The sequence below is a fragment of the Pseudomonas sp. JR33AA genome (assembly GCF_021378985.1).
Taxonomy (GTDB): domain Bacteria; phylum Pseudomonadota; class Gammaproteobacteria; order Pseudomonadales; family Pseudomonadaceae; genus Aquipseudomonas; species Aquipseudomonas alloputida.
The window spans coordinates 513,555-536,152 of sequence record NZ_JAJSAW010000002.1 but is presented as its reverse complement, the minus strand read 5'-3'; the positions used below and the strand labels follow the sequence as shown (position 1 = coordinate 536,152).

Here is a 22,598-nt window from a genome sequence, read left to right as displayed (position 1 = left end):
CCGTTGATGAACTCCAGTCGCCCCTATCTGGTTCGAGCACTGTACGAGTGGATCGTCGACAACGATTGCACGCCCCATATGCTGGTCAATGCCGAATTCCCGAAAGTTCAGGTGCCGGATGGTTTCGCCAGTGATGGCCAGATCGTCTTGAATATCTCGCCAAGTGCTGTGCGTAGCCTGCACATGGACAATGACGCAGTCAGCTTCGAGGGCCGCTTCAGTGGCGTGGCTCACTCGCTGTTTGTACCGGTTGGTGCAATCCTGGGTATCTACGCCCGCGAAAATGGCCAGGGAATGGTCTTCGAGCTGGAGTCGTCTTCGATGGAAGGCGACGAGCTGGAAGACGATGCTGTGCAGCCGGATGACGATGGCCCGCCAGAAGGTGGAGGGCAGCCGCCGCGTCCGACTGGCCGGCCAAGCCTGAAAGTGGTCAAGTAACAAAAAAGGCGATCCAGATGGATCGCCTTTTTGTTTGGCCTTGTCCAGGCAATCACTCCGTCAATCGATGTATTCGAACAGCTTGACGATCTTCTGTACGCCCGACACGCCCTGCACCACGGCGGTGGCCGAGTTGGCTTCCTGACGGGTGACCAGACCCAGCAGGTAGACGATGCCGTTTTCGGTGATCACCTTGATGCGCGAGCTGGGCACGGCGCTGTCGGTCAGCATCTGGGTCTTGATCTTGGTGGTCAGCCAGGCGTCGTTGTTGCGCGCCAGAATGGAGGAGGGCTGCATCACTTGCAGCTCGTTGTGTACTTTCTTGACCCGTTGGACCTGGCTGGCGGTTTGCTCCGCGAGGCTCTTGAGGTCGGCGCGCGGGGTTTGCCCGGCCAGCAGGACGATGCCGTTGTAGCTGCTGACAACGATGTGCGAGCCCTTGTCCAGGTCTGGGTTGGCTTTGGAAATGTTCACGGCAGCCTTGGTCTCGATCAGCGAGTCGTCGATCTTGCTACCGATGGTGCGCGTGCCGCGATCGTCCTCGATCGGCGAATTGCGGGTAGAGGTGAGTACCGAGCTGCAACCAGTGACGCTCAGGCACAGGGTCAGGGCCATCAGGCCGAGGCGCATAGGGGTCATTCTTCACTCCCGAACAGTTGGCTGTCGATCAGATCGCACAGGCAGTGGATCGCCAGCAGGTGGACTTCCTGGATACGCGCGGTAACTGTCGAAGGCACGCGGATTTCCACGTCCTCGGGCAGCAGCAGCGAAGCCATGCCGCCGCCGTCGCGACCCGTCAATGCTACGACAATCATTTCACGGTCATGTGCGGCCTGGATTGCCTGGATTACGTTGGCCGAATTGCCGCTGGTGGAGATCGCCAGCAGAACGTCACCGGGCTGGCCCAGGGCGCGGATCTGCTTGGAAAAGACTTCGTTGTAGCTGTAGTCGTTGGCGATTGAGGTCAGGGTCGAGCTGTCGGTGGTCAGCGCGATGGCTGGCAGGCTGGGACGCTCGCGCTCGAAGCGGTTGAGCAGCTCCGATGAAAAGTGCTGGGCATCGCCGGCCGAGCCGCCATTGCCGCAGGCGAGCATCTTGCCCTCGTTGAGCAACGCATTGACCATGACCAGGCTGGCCTGCTCGATGTGCGGTGCCAGGATGTCCATTGCCTGTTGCTTGGTTTCGATGCTGGCCTCGAACAGCCGGCGAATTCGGGATTGCATGTCCATCTGGTGACCTTAAAGGGGGCGGTGGCCTTTGCTACGCGCAACAACGACCAGCCCGCGATACATAGAGCAAAAAAAACGAAGTGGGTTCAGCATTCGAAGGCGTTTTTCAGCCATTGAAGCGGTCTGCCTGCATGGTGGCTACCCTGCAGGGCGACTACGTCGAAGCGGCAGGGGTGGTTGCCCCAGTGGGCCTCCTTCTGCAGGAACAGGCTAGCGGCAAGCACCAACCGTTTCTGCTTGCGCCCGTCGATACTGTCGAGGGCGCCTCCGAAGCCCGCGTGCAACCGGTAGCGGACTTCGACGAATACTACTGTATCGGCGTCGAGCATGACCAGATCAAGCTCGCCGCCTTTGCACCGCCAGTTGCGCGCCAGCAACTGCAGCCCTTGCCCCTGAAGGTACTCAAGGGCTTGGGTTTCTGCCGCTTGCCCGGCACGGGTAGGCGATGCTGCGGCCATCAGCGCGCGGTGTCAGGCAGGCGCTTGACCTGGCCGCCGGTAAACTCGGCCCATGGCAGCTGGCGCTCGACGCGCTGGTTGGCATTGATGCTCAGGCTGCCCGAAAGGCCCAGGACGCGGTTGTCCGGTAGCGCTTTCAGTTGGCCCAGGCGCGGCGCCAGGCTGTAGGCGTCGACGCCCATGGCATACAGGCGGCCGAGGCTGCCGGCGGCTTGCGGCCACTGCTGCACCACCTGTTGACGCAGGCTGTTGCTGGTGTCGAGCAGCCACGGTGTTTCGCAGAAGCGGATGCCGTTCATGTCATTGTACTGGTTGATGTCACCGCTGGCGCTGTACAGGTTCGAGGTGGCATAGACCGGCACGTCACCGGCGTACTGGAAGTTCAGGGTCGGCTTGATCTGCTGCGCCTGTTGTGGGGTAGAGGCGAGGAAGATGAAGTCGATGTCCTGGCGGCGCGACGGTTGTGCAGCGATGCTGCCGCCCACCGTGCTTTGCAGGCTCTTGGCGCGGCCTTCACTCTGGCGCAGCTGGAACAGGTCGGCAATCTGCTGGGCCAGGGCGACCGGTTGGGCGATGCGCTCGGCGGCGAGCAGGGTTCCGCCATTGCCTTCCCAGTCCTGACGGAAGGCGGCCAGGACACGGTCACCCCATTCGCCGCTCGGCACCAGGGCTACGGCGCGGACCATGCCATCGGCGCGGGCGCGGCGGGCCACTTCACGGGCTTCGTCCTCGGCCGCCAGGCCGAACTGGAACAGTTGTGGCGGCGCCTTCTGGCCGGCGTCGGCGTAGTTCAGGGCCAGCGTAGTGATCGGCAGCTGTGGTTTGGCGGCCAGTTGTTTGACCAATGGTTTTTCAAGCGGGCCGATGACCAGCTGCACGCCGGCGGCTTGCGCCTGGCGATAGAAGTCGTCCAGCGAGCCGATACGCGAGCTGTCGAACACTTGCACCGCCGGCGCTGGCTGGCCGCTTTGCTGGGCCTGGAAGTGGGCGGCCATGAAGCCATCGCGCAGCGCGCGGGCTACACCGGCCAGCGGGCCTTCCTGAGGCAGCAGCAGGGCGATCTTGGTCAGCGGCTGGCTGGCCAGCTCCTTGAGTTTGGTCAGGGCCAGCGGCAGTTGCTGGGCGGCAGGGTGGTCCGGGTGCTGTTTGACCCAGGCTTCGATGGCCGCTTGCTGCTGCTCCAGGGTGCCGGCGCTTTTCACGGCGAAGGCCAGGCTGGTCCAGCCCGCCAGGGTCTGATCGTTGGTTGGCTGCTGCAGTTGCTCTGCCGGAAGCGATGCAACCAAGGCCCAGATGGCGTCATTGTTGGTGCTGGCGGCCTGGCCGCCAAGCAGCGGGGCCAGCAGAATGCGCTGCTGTGCGGCAGCCAGGGCCTGGCCATCGGCTTCGAGCGCGGCGGCGTGCACGCTGTAGGTGCGCACTTGCTGTTCTGTCGGCAGCTCGGCAAGGCGCTGCAGGCTGGGGTGGGCCAGGGCGGTCAGCGCTGCTTTGGGCTGGTTGCGGCTCATGGCCAGTTCCGCCGCGAGGGTGCTGGCGAACACTTGCTGGGCCGGCTGGAGCGTGTCCATCGGGACCTGCTCGAGAATGCGTGCGGCGCGTGGGAAGTCCTTCTGCTTGTAGGCCAGGTTGGCCGCGCTCAGGCGCAGCAGAGCGGCGTCTTGCGCAGACTTGCTGGAAGCGGCCTTTTCGAGCAGTTGCTCGATGCTGGCGTCCGGGGTGCGTGGCAGTTCGCCCAGGCTGGATGAGGGCGAGCTGGCGCAGGCTGCCAGCAGGGCGGCGAGGCAGAGGGCTGTGAGCAGCCGCAGGCAAGCGATCATGTAAAGGTCCTGTTACTCGATCAAGTTGGCCGGCAATTGTACCCAAGCACTGGCCGGGGCGCGATGTTGCTGTGTCGATCCTTCACTATAGGCGGCTTGTTCCTGATCGCCGGCGAAGTTCTTTGCGCCCTGTTGCAGGCGCTCGGGCTACAATGGCGCCTTTGATCCGAATGACAGGTGTGCGCAGTGACTGATGTGGCAGGGGCTTCGAAATCCACGGTGGGGACGCTGTATGTGGTGGCAACCCCCATCGGCAACCTCGACGACATGAGCGCCCGGGCGCTGAAGGTGCTGGCGGACGTGGCGCTGATCGCGGCCGAAGACACCCGCCATTCAATCCGCCTGCTGCAACACTTTGGCATTGATACGCCGTTGGCCGCTTGCCATGAGCACAACGAGCGTGACGAGGGCGGGCGTTTTCTCTCCAAGCTGCTGGCGGGTGAAAATGTGGCGCTCGTCTCTGATGCCGGCACGCCTCTGATTTCCGACCCGGGCTACCACCTGGTGCGGCAGGCGCGGGCCGCGGGGGTGAGCGTGGTGCCGGTGCCAGGCGCCTGTGCCTTGATCGCCGCGCTATCGGCGGCAGGCCTGCCGTCGGATCGCTTCATCTTCGAAGGCTTTCTGCCGGCCAAGCAGGCAGGGCGCCGGGCGCGCCTGGAGCAGGTGAGGGAAGAGCCGCGCACGTTGATCTTCTATGAAGCCCCGCATCGAATCCTGGAATGTCTTGAAGACATGGAGGCGGTATTTGGTGGCGATCGTCCGGCGTTGCTGGCGCGCGAACTGACCAAGACCTTCGAGACCCTCAAGGGCTTGCCGCTGGCAGAGTTGCGTGCTTTCGTAGCTGGCGACAGCAACCAGCAGCGCGGTGAATGCGTGGTGCTGGTCGGCGGTTGGAGTGCGCCGGAGGGCGAGCAGGCCATCAGTGCCGAAGCGCAGCGCGTGCTCGACCTGCTATTGGCTGAGTTGCCACTGAAGCGGGCAGCGGCGCTTGCAGCGGAAATTACCGGGGTACGCAAGAACCTGTTGTATCAACTTGCCCTGGAAAAGCAGAAAGCCGAATAGTGGCAGTTTGATATAAATGTCGGTAGCGCTTGTTCTTGCGCGCGCGTGTCGGTAACCTTGGCGGCGGAGAGTCGATCGGACAGTCGCTGCCTGTTTTTGTTCCGCAACTTTTTGTTGTGTGAGCAGCAGGGGGAGGAAAGTCCGGGCTCCATAGGGCAGAGTGCCAGGTAACGCCTGGGAGGCGCGAGCCTACGGAAAGTGCCACAGAAAATAACCGCCTAAGCACTTCGGTGCCGGTAAGGGTGAAAAGGTGCGGTAAGAGCGCACCGCACGGCTGGCAACAGTTCGTGGCTAGGTAAACCCCACTCGGAGCAAGACCAAATAGGGTTCCATCAGGCGTGGCCCGCGTCGGAACCGGGTAGGTTGCTAGAGGCGTCCAGTGATGGCCGTCGTAGAGGAATGACTGTCCTCGACAAAACCCGGCTTACAGATCGACTCTCCACCTTTCTTTCCCTGCTTGAATCGATAGCAGATCCTCTCTGGTAATACCGAAAAAATCTTACTCTTAATAAATTACTTTAACTTCGAACTCCATGCGTTTGCGTGGGTTTGATTTTTCTCGTGTTTTTTTCTCCCTGGCAGTCCTTCCACCTTCCGTTGTCGCGCTAAATCTCGGTCCTGTAAGGCTTTTCCTTATGAACGTGCCTTGACGGTGCTGCGGGCGGATTCCTATAGTGTGCGCAAGTGGCAGAAAGTGGGATGAAGTGGGTTTTCTGACACAAAAAAGCTAACATTGTGGGGAATCACAGCCGTGTTCCGCGGAGCCAACGCCGTCAGCCTCGATGCAAAGGGCCGTCTCGCCATGCCGAGCCGGTACCGTGACGAGCTCGACTTACGTTGCAATGGCCAACTGATCGTGACCATTGACGCCGTAGACCCCTGCTTGTGTGTTTATCCCCTCGATGAGTGGGAACAGATAGAAGCCAAGTTGCGTGCCTTGCCATCATTGCGTGAGGAAAACCGCCGCCTGCAGCGTTTGCTGATCGGTAACGCGGTTGACCTGGAGCTCGATGGCAGTGGGCGTTTCCTGGTGCCGCCCCGCCTGCGTGAGTACGCCAAGCTCGACAAGAAGGCGATGCTGGTGGGGCAACTGAACAAATTCCAGCTGTGGGATGAAGATGCCTGGAACGCGGTTTCGGCAGCTGACCTTGCAGCTATTCAACAACCGGGCGCCATGCCCGACGAATTGCGTGACCTGATCCTGTGACCATAGATAGCGGCTTCAACCACATTACCGTCCTGCTCGACGAAGCTGTCGAGGCATTGGCCCTGCGCGCCGACGGTTGCTATCTGGACGGCACCTTCGGCCGTGGCGGACACAGCCGTCTGATTCTCAGCAAGCTCGGGCCGCAAGGGCGGCTCTTGGGCTTCGACAAAGATCCACAGGCGATTGCCACGGGGCAAGCGCTGGCGGCCGAAGACGGCCGCTTTGTCATTGTGCAGCGCAGTTTTGCCGAGCTGGGTGCGGAAGTGGCAGCGCGCGGCCTGCACGGCAAGGTCAGTGGTGTGTTGCTGGACCTGGGCGTGTCCTCGCCGCAGCTGGATGACCCGGAGCGTGGCTTCAGCTTCCTCAATGATGGCCCGCTGGACATGCGCATGAACCCGGACCAAGGCATCAGCGCCGCCGAGTTCATCGCCACTGCGCCCGTGGAAGAAATCGCCCGCGTCTTCAAGGAGTACGGCGAAGAACGCTTTGCCGGGCGAATGGCGCGTGCAGTGGTCGAGCGCCGTGAAAAACAGCCCTTCACCCGTACCGCCGACCTGGCGGAGGTGCTCAAAGTGGCCAACCCGGCATGGGAAAAGGGCAAGAACCCGGCTACCCGTGCCTTCCAGGGCCTTCGCATTCACGTCAACAACGAGCTGGGTGACCTGGAGGCTGGCCTTGAGGCTGCGCTCGATGCACTGGAAGTCGGTGGTCGCCTGGCGGTCATCAGTTTCCACTCGCTGGAAGACCGTATCGTCAAGCTGTTCATGCGCAAGCTGGTGAAGGGTGAGGCTGACAGTCTGCCGCGTAACCTGCCGGTTCAGCACAAGGTCTTCGAGCCGAAAATCAAGCTCATCGGCAAGGCTCAGTTCGCCTCCGAGGCCGAGCTCAAGGCCAACCCGCGGTCGCGTAGCGCCGTGATGCGCGTGGCGGAGAAGCTGCGGTGAGCAGGCTACTTGCCAAACCCTTGCCAGGCGGAAGCTTCCTGATGCTTCTGCTGTTTGCCGGCGTGCTGGTTTCGGCCATTGCCGTGTCCTACAGTGCGCACTGGAACCGTCAACTGCTCAACACCCTGTACGGTGAATTGAACGAGCGCGACAAGGCGCAGGCCGAATGGGGCCGGCTGATTCTTGAGCAGAGCACCTGGACCGCTGCCAGCCGCATCGAGAGCCTGGCCTCCGAGCAGTTGAAGATGCGCGTGCCGTCAGCTGACGAAGTCCGGATGGTGGCGCCATGATGAAGCTCGAAGGCGCACTCTACCCGTGGCGCTTCCGCGTAGTGATCGGCTTGCTGGCGATCATGGTCGGCGCCATTTGCTGGCGCATCATCGACCTTCAGGTGGTTGACCGTGACTTCCTCAAGGGCCAGGGCGATGCACGCAGCCTGCGTCACATCCCCATCCCGGCCCACCGCGGCTTGATTACCGACCGCAACGGTGAGCCGTTGGCCGTGAGTACCCCGGTTACCACCTTGTGGGCCAACCCCAAAGAGATGCAGGCCTCCAGGGAGCGCTGGCCGCAATTGGCGGCAGCGCTGGGGCAAAACCCGCAGCAGTTGATCGAGCGCCTGACCCAGCAGGCCAACAAAGAGTTCATCTACCTGGTCCGGGGGCTGACCCCCGAGCAGGGTCAGCACGTGCTCGACCTCAAAGTGCCGGGTGTGTACGGCCTGGAAGAGTTCCGCCGCTTCTATCCGGCCGGGGATGTGACTGCGCACATGGTCGGCTTTACCGACCTCGACGACCATGGTCGTGAAGGGGTAGAGCTGGCCTATGACGAGTGGCTGGCCGGTGTGCCGGGCAAGCGCCAGGTGATCAAGGACCGGCGTGGCCGGCTGATCAAGGACATTCAGGTAACCAAGAACGCCAAGGCCGGGAAGACCTTGGCGTTGTCGATAGACCTGCGCCTGCAGTACCTGGCTACCCGCGAACTGCGCAACGCCATTGCCGAACAGGACGCCAAGGCCGGCAGCCTGGTGATCATGGACGTCAAGACCGGTGAGGTCCTGGCCATGGTCAACCAGCCGACCTACAACCCCAACAACCGCCGTAGCATGTTCCCGGCGGCCATGCGTAACCGGGCGATCATCGACGTGTTCGAGCCGGGCTCCACGGTCAAGCCGATCTCCATGAGTGCGGCGTTGCAGAGCGGCCGCTGGAAGCCTACCGACAAGGTCGAGGTGTACCCTGGCAGCCTGCAGATCGGTCGCTACACCATCAAGGACGTGTCGCGTAGCGAGGGCCCGATTCTTGATTTGACCGGCATCCTGATCAACTCCAGTAACGTTGGCATGAGCAAGATCGCCTTCGACATCGGCGGCGAGGCCATTTACCGGGTCATGTCCCAGGTCGGCCTGGGCCAGTACACCGGTCTTGGCTTCCCGGGCGAGCGTGTCGGCAACCTGCCCAACCACCGTGAGTGGCGCAAGGCCGAGACCGCAACCCTGTCCTATGGCTACGGCGTATCGGTGACTGCCCTGCAGCTGGTGCATGCCTACGCAGCGCTGGCCAACGACGGCAAGATGGTGCCGCTGTCGATCATCAAGGTCGACAAGGCGCCGGAGGCCGTGCAGGCCATTCCGAAGGATGTCGCCGAAACCGTTCAGGGCATGCTGCAGCAGGTGATCGAAGCGCCGCGCGGCGTCTTCCGTGCCCAGGTGCCGTTCTATCACGTGGCCGGCAAGTCCGGCACCGCGCGTAAGGCCACCGTGGGGGCCAAGGGGTACACCGAAAACGCCTACCGCTCGCTGTTTGCCGGCTTCGGGCCAATGAGCGACCCGCGCTACGCCATCGTCGTGGTCATCGACGAGCCGGGCAAGGGCGGCTACTTCGGTGGCCTGGTTTCGGCGCCTGTATTCAGCAAGGTCATGTCCGGCACCCTGCGCCTGATGAACGTGCCGCCAGACAACCTGCCGCCACCTGCACCTGCCCCAGTACCCGCCGTGCAATCGCAAGTCAATGCAGCAGCCGCCAAGGGAGGGCGTGGATGATGACAATGCCATTAAGCAAACTTTTCGCCCACGCCAGCCGTGACCCATTGATTCGTGAGCTGACCCTGGACAGCCGTAATGTGCGCCCGGGGGACTTGTTCCTGGCGGTGCCGGGTGCCAAGGTCGATGGCCGCGAACATATCGCCGATGCCCTGGCCCGTGGCGCTGCCGCCGTGGCCTACGAAGAGCAGGGCGCCAACGTGCTGCCGCTGACCGATGCGCCCCTGATTCCGGTCAAAGGCCTGATCGCTCAGCTGTCGGATATTGCCGGGCGCTTCTACGGTGAACCGAGCCGCCAGTTGAATCTGGTCGGCGTGACTGGCACCAACGGCAAGACAAGCGTGACCCAACTGGTCGCCCAGGCGCTCGACCTGCTTGGCCAGCGCTGCGGCCTGATTGGCACCCTGGGTACCGGTTTCTACGGCGAGTTGCAGAGCGGCCGCCTGACCACACCGGACCCGATTGCCGTGCAATCGACCCTCAACGACCTCAAGAAAGGCGGCGCCAAGGCCGTGGCCATGGAAGTGTCTTCCCATGCCCTGGAGCAAGGCCGGGTTGCCGCACTGGAATTCGACATCGCGGTGATGACCAACCTGTCCCGCGACCACCTCGACTATCACGGCAGCATGGAGGCCTATGAGGCCGCCAAGGCCAAGCTGTTTGCCTGGCCGAGCCTGCGTTGCCAGGTGGTCAACCTGGATGACGACTTTGGTCGTCGTCTGGCGGCCGACTTCGCGCGTCGCCCGAGTGTCGACCATCTCGAGACCCGGCTGCTGAGCTACAGCCTGGAAAACCCTGAAGCCTCGCTGTTCTGCCGCGAAGCCTTATTCAGTGACGATGGCGTGCGCGCCACCCTCGTCACCGCCCAGGGTGAGCGTATCCTGCGCAGCCAACTGCTGGGTCGCTTCAACCTGAGCAACATGCTTGCCGCTGTGGCGACCCTGCTGGCGCTGGACTATGCGCTGGACGAGATCCTCAAGGTCACGCCGCAACTGCAGGGGCCGGTCGGCCGCATGCAGCGCCTGGGTGGCGGCGACAAGCCGCTGGTGGTGGTCGACTACGCACACACGCCGGATGCACTTGAAAAAGTACTCGAGGCCCTGCGCCCGCACGCTCATGGCAAGCTGTTGTGCCTGTTCGGCTGCGGCGGTGACCGTGATCGCGGCAAGCGCCCGCTGATGGCCGAAGTGGCCGAGCGCCTGGCCGACCGCGTACTGGTCACCGACGACAACCCGCGTACTGAAGATCCGTTGCGCATCTTCGATGACATTCGCCCCGGTTTCACCAGGCCTGACGACGTCGAGTTCGTCGCCGGGCGTGGCGAAGCCATTGCGCACCTGATTGCCACCGCCGCTGCCAACGATGTGATCGTGCTGGCCGGCAAGGGGCACGAGGATTACCAGGAAATCCATGGCGAGCGCCATGGCTTCTCCGATTTGACCGAAACCGAAAAGGCACTTGCAGCCTGGGAGGCTCCGCATGCTTAAGCCGTTGTCACTCAGCCAGCTGACCACAGCACTGGACGGTCAACTCATCGGTGGCGATGCCACGTTCGCCGGCGTCAGCATCGATAGCCGCAGTGTCAGCGCCGGGCAACTGTTCGTCGCCCTGGCCGGCCCGCGGTTCGATGGCCATGACTACCTGGCAGACGTGAAAGCCAAAGGCGCGGTAGCAGCCCTGGTCGAGCGTGAAGTGGCCGGTGTCGACCTGCCGCAGTTGCTGGTCAAGGATTGCCGGCTAGCACTGGGGCAGCTCGGCGCCCTGAACCGCGCGGCTTTCGGCAAGCCTGTAGTGGCCATTACCGGTTCCAGCGGCAAGACCACGGTCAAGGAAATGCTCGCCAGCATCCTGCGTACCCGTGGCCTGGTGCACGCTACCCGCGGCAACTTGAACAATGACCTCGGTGCACCGCTGACACTGCTGGAGATCGCACCGGAGCACAGCGCGGCAGTGATCGAGCTGGGCGCCTCGCGCATTGGCGAAATCCGCTACACCGTGGGCCTGACACAACCGCAGGTGGTCATCATCAACAATGCCGGTACTGCCCACGTTGGTGAGTTCGGCGGGCCGGAAAAGATCGTCGAAGCCAAGGGCGAGATTCTCGAAGGCCTGGGCGAGGGCGGTATTGCCATTCTCAACCTGGACGACAAAGCCTTTGATATCTGGAAGGCGCGTGCCGGTGCGCACAAGGTTGTCAGTTTCGCGCGCAGCAACCCGGAGGCCGACTTCCACGCTTCAGGCATCGGCCGCGATGCCCGTGGCTGCCCGTCCTTCACCCTGCATGGCGCCGGTGAAACGGTAGACGTGCAACTCAATGTGCTGGGTGAACACAACGTCAGCAATGCCCTGGCCGCTGCCGCCGCTGCACACGCCGTTGGTCTGAGCCTGAGCGGCATCGCCGCTGGCCTGGCTGCGATGCAACCGGTCAAGGGGCGTACCGTGGCGCAGATCGCGCCGAACGGGGTACGGGTAATCGACGACAGTTACAACGCAAATCCCACCTCTATGTGCGCAGCCATTGATATACTCGCCGGCTTTTCCGGGCGCACCGTTCTGGTGCTTGGGGATATCGGCGAATTGGGGCAATGGGCGGAAGAAGGCCACCGTCAGGTGGGTGACTACGCGCGTGGCAAGGTCAACGCCCTGTACGCAGTGGGTTCCAACATGACACATGCGGTCAAGGCGTTCGGCGCCAATGGCCGCCATTTCGCTACTCAAGCTGAGCTGATCGATGCAGTTAGTGCCGAGAATGCCAGTGACACCACTATCTTGATCAAGGGCTCGCGCAGCGCTGCGATGGAAAACGTCGTAGCGGCATTGTGCGGTGCCAGCGGGGAGAAACATTAATGCTGCTGCTGTTGGCCGAGTATCTGCAACAGTTCCATAAAGGCTTTGCGGTCTTTCAGTACCTGTCCCTGCGCGGGATCCTGGGAGTACTGACCGCATTGTCCCTGGCGCTGTGGCTGGGCCCCTGGATGATCCGTACCCTGCAAATTCGCCAGATCGGCCAGGCCGTGCGTAACGATGGCCCGCAATCGCACCTGTCCAAGTCCGGCACCCCGACCATGGGTGGTGCGCTGATCCTGTCGGCCATCGCCGTCAGCACCTTGCTGTGGGCCGACCTGAGCAACCGCTATGTATGGGTTGTGCTGATCGTCACCCTGGCGTTCGGTGCCATTGGCTGGGTCGATGACTACCGCAAGGTGATCGAAAAGAACTCGCGTGGCCTTCCAAGCCGCTGGAAGTACTTCTGGCAGTCGGTGTTCGGCCTGGCGGCGGCGGTGTTCCTGTACAAGACGGCGCCAACCAGCGTCGAGACCACGCTGATCCTGCCGTTCATCAAGGATGTCACCATTCCGCTGGGCGTCGGCTTCGTCGTACTGACCTACTTCGTCATTGTCGGTTCGAGCAACGCGGTCAACCTCACCGATGGCCTTGACGGCCTGGCGATCATGCCGACGGTGATGGTCGGCGGCGCGCTGGGCATCTTCTGCTACCTGTCGGGTAACGTGAAGTTCGCCGAGTACCTGCTGATCCCCTACGTGCCGGGCTCGGGCGAGCTGATCGTGTTCTGCGGCGCGCTGATCGGTGCCGGCCTGGGCTTCCTGTGGTTCAACACTTACCCCGCGCAAGTGTTCATGGGTGACGTCGGCGCGCTGGCGCTGGGCGCCGCGCTGGGCACCATCGCCGTCATCGTGCGCCAGGAAATCGTGCTGTTCATCATGGGCGGCATCTTCGTGGTGGAAACCCTGTCGGTGGTCATCCAGGTCGCCTCCTTCAAGCTCACCGGCAAGCGCGTGTTCCGCATGGCGCCGATCCACCACCACTTTGAACTCAAGGGCTGGCCAGAGCCCCGGGTGATCGTCCGGTTCTGGATCATCACCGTGATCCTGGTACTGATTGGCCTTGCAACCCTGAAACTGAGGTAGATGAGCGTGTCCTTGATCGCTTCCGACCAATTCCGCATCGTTGTCGGCCTCGGCAAGAGCGGCATGTCCCTGGTTCGCTTCCTGGCGAGCCGGGGCATTGCCTTTGCGGTCGCCGATACCCGCGAGCAACCGCCGGAACTGGAAACCCTGCGCCGTGATTACCCGCAGGTGGAAGTGCGCTGTGGTGAACTGGACGTGGACTTCCTGTGCCGCGCCAACGAGTTGTATGTGAGCCCCGGCCTGGCCTTGGCCACACCGGCCTTGCAGCAGGCGGCCGCGCGTGGCGTGAAGCTGTCTGGCGACATAGAGCTGTTTGCTCGCCATGCCAAGGCGCCGATCATTGCCATCAGCGGTTCCAACGCCAAGAGCACCGTCACGACGCTGGTCGGTGAAATGGCCGCCAAGGCCGGCAAGCGCGTGGCCGTGGGCGGTAACCTCGGTACACCGGCGCTCGACCTGCTGGCTGATGACATCGAGCTGTACGTGCTGGAACTCTCCAGCTTCCAGCTGGAAACCACTGACCAGCTCAACGCCGAAGTGGCGACCGTTCTGAACATCAGCGAAGACCACATGGACCGCTATAGCGGCCTTCCGGCCTACCACCTGGCCAAGCACCGGATTTTCCGCGGTGCCCGCCAGGTGGTGGTCAACCGCCAGGACGCCCTGAGCCGGCCGCTGCCGGTGGAAGGCCGTCCATGCTGGACCTTCGGCCTCAACTCGCCTGACTTCAAAGCGTTTGGCCTGCGTGAAGTGGACGGTGAGAAATACCTGGCGTTCGAGTTCCAGGCGCTGATGCCGGCGCGCGAACTGAAGGTTCGCGGGGCTCACAACCAGAGCAACGCCCTGGCAGCGCTGGCCTTGGGGCATGCTGCCGGCCTGCCGTTCGAGCCCATGCTCGCGGCCCTGCGCGAGTTCGGTGGCCTGGCCCACCGTTGCCAGTGGGTACGCGAGCGTAATGGCGTGAACTGGTACGACGATTCCAAGGCCACCAACGTCGGTGCTGCCCTGGCCGCCATCGAAGGCCTGGGCGCCGATATCGAAGGCAAGTTGGTGCTGATCGCCGGTGGTGATGGCAAAGGTGCTGAATTCACTGCGCTGCGCGAGCCGGTCAAGCGTTTCTGCCGCGCCGTGGTATTGCTTGGCCGTGATGCCGAGCGCCTGGCCGAGGCCTTGGGCGATGCCGTGCCACTGGTTCGGGTCAAGACGCTTGACGATGCTGTACAGCAGTGTGCCGAGCTGGCCCAGGCCGGCGATGCCGTGCTGCTGTCGCCAGCGTGCGCCAGCCTCGACATGTTCAAGAACTTCGAGGAGCGGGGGCGCCTGTTCGCCCAGGCAGCGGGAGGTCTTGCATGATCTTCGGCATCTTCAAACCCTACCCGTCGCCGCTGATCAGCGGCCGTGGCATCGACCTCGACTTCCCGATGCTCGCCGGTTGCCTGGCCTTGCTGGGCCTGGGCCTGGTTATGATCACTTCGGCATCGTCGGAAGTGGCTGCTGTACAGTCCGGCAACCCGCTGTATCACATGTTCCGCCACCTGGTGTACGTGTTCCTTGGCCTGGTGGCCTGTGGTGCAACCATGCTGGTGCCGATCGCCACTTGGCAGCGCATGGGCTTCATGATGCTGCTTGGCGCCTTCGGCCTGCTGGTACTGGTACTGGTGCCGGGTATCGGCCGTGAGGTTAACGGCTCCATGCGCTGGATCGGTTTCAGCTTCTTCAACGTGCAGCCTTCGGAAATCGCCAAGGTGTTCGTGGTCATCTACCTGGCCGGCTACCTGGTACGCCGACAGACCGAGGTGCGCGAAACCTGGATGGGCTTCTTCAAGCCGTTCATCGTACTGCTGCCCATGGCCGCCTTGCTGCTGATGGAGCCAGACTTCGGTGCCACGGTGGTGATGATGGGCGCGGCGGCGGCCATGTTGTTCCTGGGTGGAGTGGGGCTGTTCCGCTTCAGCCTGATGGTGGTGCTGGCGGTGCTGGCGGTGTTTGTCCTGGTACAGGCGCAGCCCTACCGCATGGCGCGCCTTATTACGTTCACCGACCCCTGGGCCGATCAGTTCGGCTCCGGCTACCAGCTGACCCAGGCACTGATCGCCTTCGGCCGTGGCGAGTGGCTGGGCGTTGGCCTGGGCAACAGCGTGCAGAAGCAGTTCTACCTGCCTGAAGCGCACACCGACTTCGTGTTCTCGGTCCTGGCGGAAGAACTGGGCGTGGTCGGTTCGCTGCTGACCGTCGCGCTGTTCGTGTTCGTCACCGTGCGCGCCCTGTACATCGGCCTGTGGGCCGAAAAAGCCAAACAGTTCTTTGCCGCCTACATGGCGTTCGGCCTGGCTTTCCTGTGGATTGGCCAGTTCCTGATCAACATCGGTGTGAACGTCGGCCTGCTGCCGACCAAGGGCCTGACCCTGCCGTTTCTCAGTTACGGGGGTAGCTCGCTGGTGATCTGCTGCGCCTGCGTGGGGCTGTTGCTGCGCATCGAGTGGGAGAGCCGCACGCATCTGGGCAGTGAGGAGCACGAATTCAGCGAAAGCGATTTTGCCGAGGAGACCAGTCATGGCCGCTGAAGGCAAAAATGTATTGATCATGGCCGGCGGCACCGGGGGGCACGTATTCCCGGCGCTGGCCTGCGCCCGTGAGTTCCAGAAGCGCGGTTACAGCGTGCACTGGCTGGGCACTCCGCGTGGCATCGAGAACGAGTTGGTGCCACAGGCGGGTTTGCCATTGCACCTGATTCAGGTCAGCGGCTTGCGCGGCAAGGGCAAGCTGTCGTTGCTCAAGGCGCCTTTCACGTTGGTCAAGGCCGTGCTGCAGGCCCGGCGCATCATTCGCCAGCTCAAGCCCGTCTGTGTCCTGGGCTTTGGCGGCTATGTGACCGGCCCCGGCGGCGTGGCCGCGCGGCTGTGCGGTGTGCCACTGGTGATCCATGAGCAGAACGCCAGGGCCGGTACCGCCAATCGGTTGCTGGTGCCACTCTCGGCGCGGGTCTGCGAAGCGTTCCCGAACACCTTCGAGGCCAGCGACAAACGTCGCACCACCGGCAACCCGGTGCGTCCGGAGCTCTTCATGGACGCGCAACGCGTGCCCTTGGGCGAGCGCCGCGCTCGCCTGTTGGTGCTCGGTGGCAGCCTGGGTGCGGAACCATTGAACAAATTGTTGCCTAAGGCCCTGTCTGAAGTGCCCGCGGCGCTGCGGCCAGAGGTATTCCACCAGGCCGGCAAGCAGCACGCACCGATCACCGCCGAGCGTTATCACGAGGTGGGCGTCGAGGCTCAGGTAGAGCCCTTCATCAACGACATGGCCCAAGCTTATGGCTGGGCCGACCTGGTGGTGTGCCGTGCCGGTGCCCTGACTGTCAGTGAACTGGCGGCAGCAGGCCTGCCTTCGCTGTTGGTGCCTTTGCCCCACGCGATCGACGATCACCAGACCCACAACGCCCAATATCTGGCCCGCGAAGGTGCTGCCTTCCTGATGCCACAAGCGACAACTGGCGCAGCGCAACTCGCTGAACGCCTGAACGAGGTGCTGATGCAACCCGAGAAACTCAACGTCATGGCTGGCACCGCACGGCGCCTGGCCAAACCTGCTGCAACCAGCACCGTGGTCGATATCTGCCTGGAGGTGGCCCATGGTTGAGAGCCAGAAAGCCATGCCCCAGCCGAAGATGGGCCGTATTCGCCGTATTCACTTCGTCGGCATCGGCGGCGTGGGCATGTGCGGTATTGCCGAAGTGTTGCTGAACCTGGGCTATGAAGTGTCCGGTTCGGACCTTAAAGCCTCGCCGGTGACCGAGCGCCTGGAGTCCTTTGGCGCTGAGATCTTCGTCGGCCACCGCGCCGAGAACGCCGCCACTGCCGATGTGCTGGTGGTGTCCAGCGCCATCAACCCGGCCAACCCGGAAGTTGCCACCGCCCTCGAGCGGCGCATTCCGGTAGTGCCGCGTGCCGAGATGCTCGCCGAGCTGATGCGTTACCGCCATGGCGTGGCCGTTGCCGGTACGCACGGCAAGACCACCACTACCAGCCTGCTGGCTTCGGTGTTCGCCGCCGGTGGCCTGGACCCGACCTTCGTCATCGGTGGCCGCCTTACCGCTGCCGGTACCAATGCGCAGCTGGGCACCAGCCGCTACCTGATCGCTGAAGCAGACGAAAGCGATGCCAGCTTCCTGCACCTGCAGCCGATGGTGGCGGTTGTTACCAACATCGATGCCGACCACATGGCGACCTACGAAGGTGACTTCAACAAGCTGAAGAAAACCTTCGTCGAGTTCCTGCACAACCTACCGTTCTATGGGCTGGCGGTGATGTGCCTGGACGACCCGGTGGTTCGCGAGATCCTGCCGCAGGTGAAGCGCCCGACCGTGACCTACGGCTTCAGCGAAGAGGCTGACATCCGCGCCATCAATGTGCGTCAGCAGGGCATGCAGACCCACTTCACCGTGCTGCGCCGTGATCGCGAGCCGTTGGATGTTTCGGTGAACATGCCCGGCAACCACAACGTGCTCAACGCCCTGGCTACCATCGCCATCGCCACTGATGAAGGCATTACTGACGAGGCCATCGTCCAGGGCCTGTCCGGCTTCCAGGGTGTCGGTCGTCGCTTCCAGGTATACGGCGAGCTGCCGGTTGAAGGCGGCAGTGTGATGCTGGTCGATGACTACGGTCATCACCCCACCGAAGTGGCGGCGGTGATCAAGGCTGTGCGCGGTGGCTGGCCAAGCCGCCGCCTGGTGATCGTCTACCAGCCGCACCGCTACAGCCGTACCCGCGACCTGTACGACGATTTCGTCCAGGTGCTGGGCGATGCCAACGTGCTGCTGCTGATGGAGGTCTACCCGGCCGGCGAAGAGCCGATCCCCGGTGCCGACAGCCGTCAGCTGTGCCACAGCATTCGCCAGCGCGGCAAGCTGGACCCGATCTACATCGAGCGCGGCGCCGAGCTGGCACCGCTGGTCAAGCCACTGCTGCGCGCTGGCGACATTTTGATCTGCCAGGGGGCCGGTGATGTCGGCGGCCTGGCCCCGCAGTTGATGAAAAGCCCGCTGTTCGCAGGCGCCAAGCAGGAGAAGTCGAAATGACCAGCGCCTACGACAAGCTGCACTCGACCCTGGACGTCAAGGCGTTCGGCCGCGTCGCCGTGCTCTACGGTGGCAAGAGCGCCGAGCGTGAGGTGTCGCTGAAATCCGGCGCCGCAGTGATCGATGCGCTGAGCACTGCCGGCGTCGACGTGGTGGCCATTGACGTCGGTGACGACCTGCTCGCACGCCTGCAGAGCGAGAAGATTGACCGCGCCTTCATCATCCTCCACGGCCGTGGCGGTGAAGACGGGAGCATGCAAGGTTTGCTGGAGTGCCTGGGCATCCCCTACACCGGCAGCGGCATCCTGGCTTCGGCGCTGGCGATGGACAAGCTGCGCACCAAGCAGGTGTGGCAGAGCCTGGGCATTCCCACGCCGCGCCACGCGGTGCTGGCGAGCGAAAGCGATTGTTTGCAGGCCAGTACGGAACTGGGCTTCCCGCTTATCGTCAAACCCGCCCATGAGGGCTCTAGCATCGGCATGGCCAAGGTGAACAGCACCCAGGAACTGGTCGCCGCCTGGCAGGACGCCGCCAAATACGATTCCCAGGTACTGGTGGAGCAGTGGATCCACGGCCCGGAGTTCACCATCGCGGTACTGCGCGGCCAGGTGCTGCCGCCGATCGCCCTGGGGACGCCGCACGTGTTCTACGACTACGACGCCAAGTACATCGCCAACGATACCCAGTACCGCATCCCGTGCGGGCTGGATAGCGTCAAGGAACAGGAACTGATCGACCTGACCGCGCGCGCCTGCGATGCCATTGGCATCGAAGGTTGGGGGCGGCTGGACGTGATGCAGGACGAGCAGGGCCGGTTCTGGCTGCTCGAAGTCAACACCGCACCAGGCATGACAGATCATAGCCTGGTGCCCATGGCGGCCCGCGCGGCCGGCCTGGACTTCCAGCAACTGGTGCTGGCAATCCTGGCCGAAAGCGTGGCGACGCGAGGTTAATAACCATGCAAGGCGCGATGATACGTCAGCAGCAACCCGTTACCGGCCGTAGCAAGCCGGTGCCGCGTGGTGCCAGCCGGCTGGTGGCCGACGAGCCCGTATCGGCGCGCCTGCCTCGGCCAAGCCTGGGCGGCCTGAAGCGCTTGCTGTGGCCGGTGTTGCTGGTGGCGGCCGGCTTTGGTGCCTACGAGGGCGCCATTCGCCTGATGCCGTACGCCGACCGCCCGATCACCAAGATCGATGTGCAGGGCGACCTCAGCTACATCAGTCAGCAATCGGTGCAGCAGCGTATCGCGCCCTACGTGGCGGCGAGCTTCTTCAGCGTCGACCTGCCGGCGATGCGGGCCGAGCTCGAGCAGATGCCGTGGATCGCCCACGCCGAAGTGCGCCGGGTGTGGCCCGACGAGGTGGTGATCCGCCTTGAGGAGCAGCTGCCGGTGGCGCGCTGGGGGGACGCAGCCCTGCTCAACAACCAGGGCCAGGCGTTCACCCCGCGCGAGCTGGCCAACTATGAGCATCTGCCGCAGCTGGCCGGGCCGCAGCGTGCTCAGCAACAAGTCATGCAGCAGTATCAGGTATTGAGCCAGATGCTGCGCCCCCTGGGCTTTTCCATCGCTCGTCTGGAGCTGCGCGAGCGAGGCAGCTGGTTCCTGACCACCGGTGCGAGCAGTGCCGGGCCAGGCATCGAGTTGCTGCTGGGGCGCGATCATCTGGTGGAGAAGATGCGCCGTTTCATTGCCATTTACGACAAGACACTCAAAGACCAGATCACCACTATCGCCCGCATTGATCTGCGTTATTCCAACGGACTTGCCGTTGGTTGGCGGGAACCGATTGCACCGACGACGGCCCAACCCGCCGTTGCGAAGAATTAGAGAGAGGCAGGACCATGGCAAACGCGCATAGCGGCAAAATGATCGTCGGGCTGGACATTGGCACCTCCAAGGTGGTGGCGCTGGTGGGCGAAGTGGGCCAAGACGGCACCCTGGAAATTGTCGGGATCGGCACCCATCCGTCCCGTGGCCTGAAAAAAGGCGTGGTGGTGAACATCGAGTCCACCGTGCAGTCGATCCAGCGCGCCGTGGAAGAGGCGCAGCTGATGGCCGGCTGCCGTATCCACTCGGCGTTCGTCGGTGTGGCCGGTAATCACATCCGCAGCCTGAACTCCCACGGTATCGTCGCCATCCGTGACCGCGAGGTCAGCCTGGCCGACCTGGAGCGCGTACTCGACGCCGCCCAGGCCGTGGCGATTCCGGCCGACCAGCGCGTGCTGCACACCTTGCCGCAGGACTACGTGATCGACAACCAGGAAGGCGTGCGCGAGCCGCTGGGCATGTCTGGCGTGCGCCTGGAAGCCAAGGTTCACGTGGTCACTTGCGCAGTCAACGCCGCCCAGAACATCGAGAAGTGTGTGCGCCGCTGCGGCCTGGAAATCGACGACATCATCCTCGAGCAGCTGGCGTCGGCCTACTCGGTACTGACCGATGATGAAAAGGAACTGGGCGTGTGCCTGGTGGACATCGGTGGTGGCACCACCGACATCGCCATCTTCACCGAGGGCGCCATCCGCCACACGGCGGTCATCCCGATTGCTGGCGACCAGGTGACCAACGACATCGCCATGGCCCTGCGTACCCCGACCCAGTACGCCGAAGAAATCAAGATCCGCTACGCCTGTGCCTTGGCCAAACTGGCTGGCGCTGGCGAGACCATCAAGGTGCCGAGCGTGGGCGATCGCCCACCGCGCGAGCTGTCGCGCCAAGCCCTGGCCGAGGTGGTGGAGCCACGTTACGACGAGCTCTTCACCCTGATCCAGGCCGAACTGCGCCGCAGCGGCTACGAAGACCTGGTGCCCGCCGGCATCGTCCTCACTGGCGGCACCGCGAAGATGGAAGGCGCCGTGGAGCTGGCCGAGGAAATCTTCCACATGCCGGTACGCCTGGGCGTGCCGCACAGCGTTCGGGGGCTGAGCGACGTGGTGCGCAACCCGATCTATTCCACCGGTGTGGGCTTGCTCACCTACGGTCTGCTGAAGCAGTCCGAAGACTTGGCCCTGACCGGTAACAGCAACAGCAGCAGCAACAGCTATGGCGATGAACCGAAGGCCCCCGTGCTTGAACGCTTCAAGAAGTGGGTCCAGGGCAACTTCTAAGTTTCAAAGCAGTAGTGGTAGGCGCAACAACTAGAGAACTGTAAGGAGAGGGAAAATGTTCGAGCTCGTAGACAACGTCCCGCAAAGTCCGGTCATCAAGGTGATCGGCGTTGGTGGTGGTGGCGGCAACGCCGTCAATCACATGGTCAAGAGCAGCATCGAAGGCGTGGAATTCATCTGCGCCAACACCGATGCCCAGGCGCTGAAAAATATTGGCGCGCGCACCATCCTGCAATTGGGCACGGGTGTGACCAAGGGCCTGGGTGCCGGCGCCAATCCAGAAGTCGGCCGTCAGGCCGCGCTGGAAGACCGTGAGCGCATCGCCGAAGTGCTGCAGGGCACCAACATGGTGTTCATCACCACTGGCATGGGTGGCGGTACCGGTACCGGTGCAGCGCCAATCATTGCCGAAGTGGCCAAGGAAATGGGTATCCTCACCGTCGCAGTGGTGACCCGTCCGTTCCCGTTCGAAGGCCGCAAGCGCATGCAGATCGCCGATGAAGGCATCCGCATGCTGGCTGAAAGCGTCGACTCGTTGATCACCATCCCCAACGAGAAGCTGCTGACCATCCTGGGCAAGGATGCCAGCCTGCTGTCCGCCTTCGCCAAGGCTGACGATGTACTGGCCGGTGCCGTACGCGGTATCTCCGACATCATCAAGCGCCCAGGCATGATCAACGTCGACTTCGCCGACGTGCGCACCGTGATGGGTGAAATGGGCATGGCCATGATGGGTACTGGCTGCGCCAGCGGCCCGAACCGTGCGCGTGAAGCCACCGAGGCAGCTATCCGTAACCCGCTGCTGGAAGACGTCAACCTGCAGGGCGCCCGCGGTATCCTGGTGAACATCACCGCTGGCCCGGACCTGTCGCTGGGTGAGTACTCCGACGTGGGTAGCATCATCGAAGCCTTCGCCTCCGACCACGCCATGGTCAAGGTCGGCACCGTGATCGACCCGGACATGCGTGATGAACTGCACGTGACCGTGGTGGCCACTGGTCTGGGCGCACGCATCGAGAAGCCTGTGAAGGTGGTCGACAATACCCTGCAGACTGCCCAGCAGGCGTACGAAGCGTCCAATCCTGCGCCGGTGCGCCAGGAGCAGCCAGCGGTCAACTACCGTGACCTGGAGCGCCCGACCGTGATGCGCAACCAGGCGCATGCAGGCGCTGCAGCAGCCGCTAAACTGAACCCTCAGGATGACCTGGACTACCTTGATATCCCGGCATTCCTGCGTCGTCAGGCTGATTAATGGAATTTATCAGGGGTATAAAGGTGATTGGTATTCATCAAA

21 protein-coding genes and 1 other RNA gene are annotated in these 22,598 nt (G+C 63.1%); 18 read left to right on the top strand and 4 right to left on the bottom strand.

The window, feature by feature from the left end; translation table 11 throughout:
* Nucleotides 1-6 precede the first annotated feature (6 nt).
* Nucleotides 7-438 carry a ClpXP protease specificity-enhancing factor gene (locus LVS58_RS05765; RefSeq protein ID WP_233690228.1) on the top strand — a complete coding sequence of 144 codons (432 nt, stop codon included), beginning with the start codon at nucleotides 7-9 and terminating at the stop codon, nucleotides 436-438.
* A gap of 60 nt (nucleotides 439-498) precedes the next feature.
* Here the strand turns inward: LVS58_RS05765 and LVS58_RS05760 are convergent, their stop codons facing one another.
* The 4 genes from LVS58_RS05760 to LVS58_RS05745 all read right to left on the bottom strand — a co-directional run bounded on the left by LVS58_RS05760 (nucleotide 499) and on the right by LVS58_RS05745 (nucleotide 3,942).
* A complete protein-coding gene (locus LVS58_RS05760; protein WP_019439045.1) occupies nucleotides 499-1,077 on the bottom strand; it encodes a BON domain-containing protein in 579 nt (192 codons plus the stop codon).
* Nucleotides 1,074-1,667 carry a phosphoheptose isomerase gene (locus LVS58_RS05755; protein WP_012053657.1) on the bottom strand — a complete coding sequence of 198 codons (594 nt, stop codon included), beginning with the start codon at nucleotides 1,665-1,667 and terminating at the stop codon, nucleotides 1,074-1,076. The genes LVS58_RS05760 and LVS58_RS05755 overlap by 4 nt, the downstream gene beginning before the upstream one ends.
* An 86-nt stretch (nucleotides 1,668-1,753) precedes the next feature.
* Nucleotides 1,754-2,125 (bottom strand): YraN family protein, encoded by a 372-nt coding sequence (locus LVS58_RS05750; RefSeq protein ID WP_012053656.1) that lies wholly within the window; start codon nucleotides 2,123-2,125, stop codon nucleotides 1,754-1,756.
* The gene (locus tag LVS58_RS05745; protein WP_233690227.1) at nucleotides 2,125-3,942 is read right to left on the bottom strand and encodes a penicillin-binding protein activator; all 1,818 of its coding nucleotides are present in this window, start codon (nucleotides 3,940-3,942) and stop codon (nucleotides 2,125-2,127) included. The genes LVS58_RS05750 and LVS58_RS05745 overlap by 1 nt, the downstream gene beginning before the upstream one ends.
* A 186-nt stretch (nucleotides 3,943-4,128) precedes the next feature.
* On the opposite strand from LVS58_RS05745, the gene rsmI reads away from it, so the two are divergent.
* The 17 genes from rsmI to ftsZ all read left to right on the top strand — a co-directional run bounded on the left by rsmI (nucleotide 4,129) and on the right by ftsZ (nucleotide 22,556).
* Nucleotides 4,129-5,004 carry a 16S rRNA (cytidine(1402)-2'-O)-methyltransferase gene (gene rsmI, locus LVS58_RS05740; RefSeq protein WP_014592287.1) on the top strand — a complete coding sequence of 292 codons (876 nt, stop codon included), beginning with the start codon at nucleotides 4,129-4,131 and terminating at the stop codon, nucleotides 5,002-5,004.
* Nucleotides 5,005-5,071: 67 nt separating this feature from the next.
* Nucleotides 5,072-5,447, top strand: an RNA gene (gene rnpB / locus LVS58_RS05735) — RNase P RNA component class A.
* A gap of 308 nt (nucleotides 5,448-5,755) precedes the next feature.
* Nucleotides 5,756-6,211 carry a division/cell wall cluster transcriptional repressor MraZ gene (gene mraZ / locus LVS58_RS05730; protein WP_233690226.1) on the top strand — a complete coding sequence of 152 codons (456 nt, stop codon included), beginning with the start codon at nucleotides 5,756-5,758 and terminating at the stop codon, nucleotides 6,209-6,211.
* Nucleotides 6,208-7,155, top strand: coding sequence for a 16S rRNA (cytosine(1402)-N(4))-methyltransferase RsmH (gene rsmH / locus LVS58_RS05725; protein ID WP_442796435.1), 948 nt, complete (start codon nucleotides 6,208-6,210; stop codon nucleotides 7,153-7,155). The genes mraZ and rsmH overlap by 4 nt, the downstream gene beginning before the upstream one ends.
* Nucleotides 7,152-7,445 (top strand): cell division protein FtsL, encoded by a 294-nt coding sequence (gene ftsL, locus LVS58_RS05720; RefSeq protein WP_233690225.1) that lies wholly within the window; start codon nucleotides 7,152-7,154, stop codon nucleotides 7,443-7,445. Before rsmH ends, ftsL begins: the two co-directional genes overlap by 4 nt.
* Nucleotides 7,445-9,196, top strand: a complete 1,752-nt coding sequence (locus LVS58_RS05715; protein WP_233690286.1) for a peptidoglycan D,D-transpeptidase FtsI family protein — start codon at nucleotides 7,445-7,447, stop codon at nucleotides 9,194-9,196. The genes ftsL and LVS58_RS05715 overlap by 1 nt, the downstream gene beginning before the upstream one ends.
* Entirely contained in the window at nucleotides 9,193-10,683 is a 1,491-nt protein-coding gene (locus LVS58_RS05710; protein WP_233690224.1) for a UDP-N-acetylmuramoyl-L-alanyl-D-glutamate--2,6-diaminopimelate ligase, read from the top strand. Before LVS58_RS05715 ends, LVS58_RS05710 begins: the two co-directional genes overlap by 4 nt.
* On the top strand, nucleotides 10,676-12,043 hold the full coding sequence (locus tag LVS58_RS05705) for a UDP-N-acetylmuramoyl-tripeptide--D-alanyl-D-alanine ligase (RefSeq protein WP_233690223.1): 1,368 nt from the start codon (nucleotides 10,676-10,678) through the stop codon (nucleotides 12,041-12,043). Before LVS58_RS05710 ends, LVS58_RS05705 begins: the two co-directional genes overlap by 8 nt.
* Nucleotides 12,043-13,125 carry a phospho-N-acetylmuramoyl-pentapeptide-transferase gene (gene mraY / locus LVS58_RS05700; protein WP_003251852.1) on the top strand — a complete coding sequence of 361 codons (1,083 nt, stop codon included), beginning with the start codon at nucleotides 12,043-12,045 and terminating at the stop codon, nucleotides 13,123-13,125. Before LVS58_RS05705 ends, mraY begins: the two co-directional genes overlap by 1 nt.
* Nucleotides 13,126-13,131: 6 nt before the next feature.
* Nucleotides 13,132-14,478, top strand: coding sequence for a UDP-N-acetylmuramoyl-L-alanine--D-glutamate ligase (murD, locus tag LVS58_RS05695; protein WP_233690222.1), 1,347 nt, complete (start codon nucleotides 13,132-13,134; stop codon nucleotides 14,476-14,478).
* The gene (ftsW, locus tag LVS58_RS05690) at nucleotides 14,475-15,689 is read left to right on the top strand and encodes a putative lipid II flippase FtsW (protein ID WP_010952453.1); all 1,215 of its coding nucleotides are present in this window, start codon (nucleotides 14,475-14,477) and stop codon (nucleotides 15,687-15,689) included. Before murD ends, ftsW begins: the two co-directional genes overlap by 4 nt.
* The gene (gene murG / locus LVS58_RS05685) at nucleotides 15,679-16,758 is read left to right on the top strand and encodes an undecaprenyldiphospho-muramoylpentapeptide beta-N-acetylglucosaminyltransferase (protein ID WP_233690221.1); all 1,080 of its coding nucleotides are present in this window, start codon (nucleotides 15,679-15,681) and stop codon (nucleotides 16,756-16,758) included. The genes ftsW and murG overlap by 11 nt, the downstream gene beginning before the upstream one ends.
* Complete coding sequence (gene murC, locus LVS58_RS05680; protein ID WP_233690220.1) at nucleotides 16,751-18,199, top strand: UDP-N-acetylmuramate--L-alanine ligase; 1,449 nt, start codon at nucleotides 16,751-16,753, stop codon at nucleotides 18,197-18,199. The genes murG and murC overlap by 8 nt, the downstream gene beginning before the upstream one ends.
* A complete protein-coding gene (locus tag LVS58_RS05675) occupies nucleotides 18,196-19,152 on the top strand; it encodes a D-alanine--D-alanine ligase (protein WP_020192745.1) in 957 nt (318 codons plus the stop codon). The genes murC and LVS58_RS05675 overlap by 4 nt, the downstream gene beginning before the upstream one ends.
* Before the next feature lie 5 nt (nucleotides 19,153-19,157).
* Complete coding sequence (locus LVS58_RS05670) at nucleotides 19,158-20,027, top strand: cell division protein FtsQ/DivIB (protein ID WP_003251865.1); 870 nt, start codon at nucleotides 19,158-19,160, stop codon at nucleotides 20,025-20,027.
* A gap of 14 nt (nucleotides 20,028-20,041) precedes the next feature.
* Nucleotides 20,042-21,304, top strand: a complete 1,263-nt coding sequence (ftsA, locus tag LVS58_RS05665) for a cell division protein FtsA (protein ID WP_233690219.1) — start codon at nucleotides 20,042-20,044, stop codon at nucleotides 21,302-21,304.
* Between the two features lie 55 nt (nucleotides 21,305-21,359).
* Nucleotides 21,360-22,556 carry a cell division protein FtsZ gene (gene ftsZ / locus LVS58_RS05660; RefSeq protein WP_003251871.1) on the top strand — a complete coding sequence of 399 codons (1,197 nt, stop codon included), beginning with the start codon at nucleotides 21,360-21,362 and terminating at the stop codon, nucleotides 22,554-22,556.
* Nucleotides 22,557-22,598 lie beyond the last annotated feature (42 nt).